The 4,991-nt window shown below is 37.9% G+C and carries 4 protein-coding genes; all 4 read right to left on the minus strand.

All coding sequences use genetic code 11. From position 1 onward, the window contains the following. Window positions 1-72: 72 nt before the first annotated feature. On the minus strand, window positions 73-798 hold the full coding sequence (locus GQR46_RS15865) for a YebC/PmpR family DNA-binding transcriptional regulator (RefSeq protein WP_165741439.1): 726 nt from the start codon (window positions 796-798) through the stop codon (window positions 73-75). Window positions 799-943: 145 nt separating this feature from the next. Then, window positions 944-1,561, minus strand: coding sequence for an HAD family hydrolase (locus GQR46_RS15870; RefSeq protein WP_165741440.1), 618 nt, complete (start codon window positions 1,559-1,561; stop codon window positions 944-946). A gap of 322 nt (window positions 1,562-1,883) precedes the next feature. Then, window positions 1,884-2,378 carry a DUF6702 family protein gene (locus GQR46_RS15875; protein ID WP_165741442.1) on the minus strand — a complete coding sequence of 165 codons (495 nt, stop codon included), beginning with the start codon at window positions 2,376-2,378 and terminating at the stop codon, window positions 1,884-1,886. After that, window positions 2,378-4,825, minus strand: a complete 2,448-nt coding sequence (locus tag GQR46_RS15880; protein WP_024592705.1) for a M1 family metallopeptidase — start codon at window positions 4,823-4,825, stop codon at window positions 2,378-2,380. Before GQR46_RS15880 ends, GQR46_RS15875 begins: the two co-directional genes overlap by 1 nt. Window positions 4,826-4,991: the final 166 nt, after the last annotated feature.

A 4,991-nucleotide genomic window follows, 5' to 3' on the forward strand; every position in this document is an offset into this window, starting at 1 on the left:
CATTTATTCAAACGTAAAAAAGCGTGTTTTGCATACACAAAACACGCTTTTTAAAGCTTTAGCTAATTAAATCTAATTTTTTACAATGGCATTGTGATAAATATTTTGTACATCGTCACAATCTTCAAGCATATTTATAAACTTATCAAAGTTAGCAATAACTTCTTCGTCTTCAATTTCAATATTAACTTGAGGAATAAACGTAATTTCGTCTACTTCAAAGTTAATGCCTTCAAATGCGTCTTCAAGGGCTGTTTTAGCTTTAAAGTATTCTGTTGGCGGTGCAAATACCGACACTTTACCGTCCTCGGCTTCAACATCGCTAACATCAACATCAGCCATCATTAATGCTTCTAATACTATTTCGTCGTCATCACCCGCAAAGCCAAGTACCGCATAATGATCAAACATATGTGCTACGCAGCCAGGAGTACCAATTTTTGAGTCTGTTTTAGTAAACGGTAAGCGTACATCTTTAATTGTACGGTTCGGATTATCAGTTAAACAGTCAACTATAACCATGCAATTACCAGGACCATAGCCTTCGTAACGGGCAACAGAGTAATCTTCCCCTGCGCCACCGGCTGCTTTTTCAATTGCTTTTTCAATAACGTGTGCTGGTACTTGGTCTTTTTTAGCTTTTTCGATTAGACGGCGTAGTGTTTGATTTACTTCGGGATCGGGATCACCACTTTTTGCTGCAACGTAAATCTCTTTACCATACTTTGAGTTTACTTTTGTTTTTGCATTGGCTGTTTTGATCATAGAACTTTGACGAACTACAAATGCTCTGCCCATTTTGTGCCCCTAATGAATACGTTACGTTTTGCGGTATTTTACCAATTCAAAACGTATTGGGCTAGCTCCGCAATGGGCAAAACTTGATTAATAAAAACTTTTATAACTACATACTTATTTCAGAATAAATTTAATAGCACGCTATTTAACATAATTCTATTTTTTTAGAATAACTTTCAACCAATGTCACTAATTCAACAAAGTCATGTAAAACGTAATCAGCTTGGTCTGCATAGGCTGGCGTTGACTCAGGAGCATATAAACATGCTCGCATGTTTGCATTATGCGCAGCTTGAATATCGTAAAGGTAATCGCCTACATAAAGTAAATTTCTGGCGTTAATGTTCCAAAGTGTAGCAATGGCATTTAAAGCGCTCGGGTCGGGTTTTGCTGGTGCATCACTTCGCGTTAAAACCGTGCTGATAGGAAGTGGATTATTTTGTAATTTAATTGCCGCTGCTTTATCAAAATTGCGAGTAACAATCGCCATCGGAATATTTTTAGACTTTAAAGCATGAATAGCTTCACTCACACCAGGTAATATACTGGCATGTTGTGCATCTATTAATTCGTGTTGGTGAACTATATTCATTGCCTCTTCACGCATATACGGTGAGGGCAACTGAGCAATGTAATCAAGTAAGTCTTGCTCGCAAGGGCAACCTATTTGGGCCTTTATTAATGCAAAATCTAATTCTGATGAAACCAATGTTCCATCTAAATCAAAAATCACTCCAAAAATAGCCTCAACCTGAGTAGTCATATCATTCCCTGAATTTAGTTATTACTAAATGAAATTTAAACATAAAATTCTCTACTGCTTATGCCCTAGGCCGGTAAATACAAAGGGATAAATGAAACTAACTATATTTAAATATTAATACGCACCATTATCAATCTATTGATAACAAAGTAATTTAAGTGCTTGATATATCATGCGCAAAAAAAGGTAAATATACAAATTGAACTCATAAATTTTACGTAAATTTACAAATAACAGATCAAACATGAACGCAGTTTAAACGTATGAAGAAAACGCGCACATAAACAACTGCTGTGCGCGTCGGTTGGGGAAGTTTTAAATATTAATTTTGCTCAAAGCGGGCTTCGAGCCAAGTATCATCTTGAGCAAAGTTTAAAGTTTTAATCTTACCTTTGCCCTCAACGTTTACCATATTTACCTGAGATGGCCATAAATCACGAAGTGCGCCATTACTCATTTTAATTCCTTCAATATTTTCAGGAATTGGTGCTTCTTGGTAAACCCAAAAAAACTTACCATCAACTTGTGCTCCCACAAAGTTAAGCGCTAAAGGCTCACCACTTAATGTTTGTAGAGCAACATGCGATTCAACATACTTAGCAAAACGTTGTTGGTCGGCTTTATTACTAATAATATCAATTTTGCCTTTAAACAATGTTCCTACGGCGTGTTCGGTATCATGTAAATAAAAGCGATGCATTAATTCAACATTATGCGTTCGTTTATTAAAAAGCACGGTTGTAACTGACGACTTTAGTTGATGCGCCATACTTGGCGCAGCAACTAAAAGGCAAACAATAATAAGCAAAAAGCGCATTATTGCTGCTCCTCACCGTCATCCTTTTCGTCTTTCTTCTCATCAGTTTTAAGCTCAGTTTTAATATCTTGCATGATATCGCGACTTACTTTAGCTTTACTCTTTTCCTTTTTAAATACTTCAATACGTGAAGGAATAATACGACGAGGGTAGTTATTGTTTTCAACATCTACGTCAGCTGTTTCCCAGCCTGGATCGACAGTAACTGATACAAGCGGTTTGTTTTTATCGGTAACAATCAGCTTCTGAACGTTTTTATAATTACGACGCCAAATTTCAGCAGGAATATAGCGCTCTTCTTTAGTGCCATCTTCATATGTTAGCTCTAATAAAATAGGCATTACCAAACCACCAAGGTTTGAAAATTCCATAACGTAATAGTTTTTATCTTCTTCTAAAGCACGCTCAAGCGTTTTACGCTCCCACGGCTCTAAGCCTTTTAAAAACTTATTGTACGAGTTACGTTCTTTATTGGTTACAGTAAAACGGTCGTTTTCGTCATAAAAATCGGTAACATCAGAGTTTTTCTCAACCCATGTTTTTTTACCTTGTGCGCGGTTACGCTCAACAAATAATGAAGTAGGTTTGTCTGCTTCAATATCACGTAAACGGCTGTAATCAATATCAGGGTTTTTAGTGTCTAAACGTAGTTGATATACTTTATCTAAAGAGATATCTACATGGTCTGTGGTGTAAAACCAGCCACGCCAAAACCAATCTAAATCAACACCAGAGGCTTCTTCCATTGTACGGAAAAAATCAGCTGGAGTAGGGCGCTTGTATTTCCAGCGCTGAGCATACTCTTTAAATGCAAAGTCGAATAAGTCACGGCCTAAAATTACTTCACGTAAAATATTAAGGGCTGCTGCAGGTTTAGTATAAGCATTAGGACCTAAGCGTAATACACTGTCTGACTGAGTCATAACAGGTACTTGGTTTTCAGACTTCATGTAGCTCACTATATCGCGAGGCTCAACACCCCAAGGAATAGTAGGATCCCATTCACGACCAGCAACGCCATCTAAAAAGCTATTTAAGCCTTCATCCATCCACGTCCATTGGCGCTCATCTGAGTTAACAATCATTGGAAAGTAAATATGACCCACTTCATGAATAACTACGCCAAGTAAAAAGCGCTTTTCAGCTTGAGAATAAGTACGTGTACCATCATCTTGTAACTTAGTACGCGGGCCGTTAAAGGTAATCATTGGGTATTCCATACCGCCAACAGGGCCATTTACCGATTGCGCAGTTGGGTATGGGTAGTCAAAAGAATACTTAGAGTACACTTCCATTGTGTGTACTACCGCTTCAGTTGAGTACTTCTCCCATAAGTCACCACCTTCTTTAGGGAAGAACGACATTGCCATAACTAAAGGTTGAACGTCACCACCTTGCTGATAACCCTTTGCATCCCACATAAACTTACGAGACGACGCCCAAGCAAAGTCACGTACGTTTTGCGCTTTAAAGTGCCACGTTTTAGTTTTGTCGGTGCCTTCTTTTTCGTTTTCTAGCGCTTCTTCTGCGTTAACAATAAACACAGGACGCTTAGATGTTTCGGCTTGCTTTAAACGTTTACGCTGAGTACTCGTAAGTACTTTGCTCGCGTTATCAAGTTTACCTGTTGCCGATACAATGTGATCTGCCGGAACAGTAATCTCAACATCGTAATCACCAAACTCAAGCGTAAACTCACCTGAGCCTAAAAACGGCTTGTTTGTCCATGCTTCGTAATCGGTATAAGCCGCTAAACGAGGAAACCACTGAGCAATTAAGAATATGTCGTTGCCGTCTTCTTCAAAGTGCTCGTAACCAGAACGTGCACCCACTGCATCTTCTTCAACAATGTTGAAGGCAAAGTTCATGCTAAATTCTACTTCTTTACCTGGTTTTAATGGCTCGTTTAAATCGATGCGCATTAAGGTATCAACTACAGTTACGCGTAGTTCTTTACCATCGTCATCTTTTACGCCACTGATTGTATAACCCAGTTCGTTGTCGCTCATAAATTGCTGGCGACGTAATTCACCTAAACTTAATTTAGCGGGCTTTTGAGCTGGTAGGCTTTCTAAAGTGCTTTTAAATGTTTTTGTTGTTTCGGCAATAGAATCGCTTTTAAAAATATTTTGATCTAACTGTAACCATAAATATTTAAGCGTATGTGGTGAGTTATTTTTATATTCAATGCTTTGACTACCAGTAATGCGGTGCTTTTTTTCATCTAGCTTCACATCAATATCGTAATTTACACGTTGCTGCCAGTATTTTTCACCTGGTTCGCCAGCGGCACTACGATAAACATTGGGTGTAGGAAGTGCTTCGTCTAATTGACGAAATTTATCAACAAAAGAACCTTTTGTTTGCTCAACCGAAGACGCCATAGCTGCACTCGATATTGCGAACGGCAATACAAAAGCACTTAGCGTAAGACCTATTTTTTTCATTGTTAGTCCTAATATAATTTTGTGAGCGTACTTTGACAAATATACCAGTTAGCTTCAATAAATTAGCGACCAAGTACCGTATTTTTAGGGTGATGCTCACTTAGTTTTTTAGATTGAAAAATACAATTATTTTGTAACAAAATACGAATAGATAAAAACTGTAAAG

Origin of the sequence: Pseudoalteromonas sp. Z1A6 (assembly GCF_011378745.1) — a bacterium.
Lineage (GTDB): Bacteria > Pseudomonadota > Gammaproteobacteria > Enterobacterales > Alteromonadaceae > Pseudoalteromonas > Pseudoalteromonas arctica.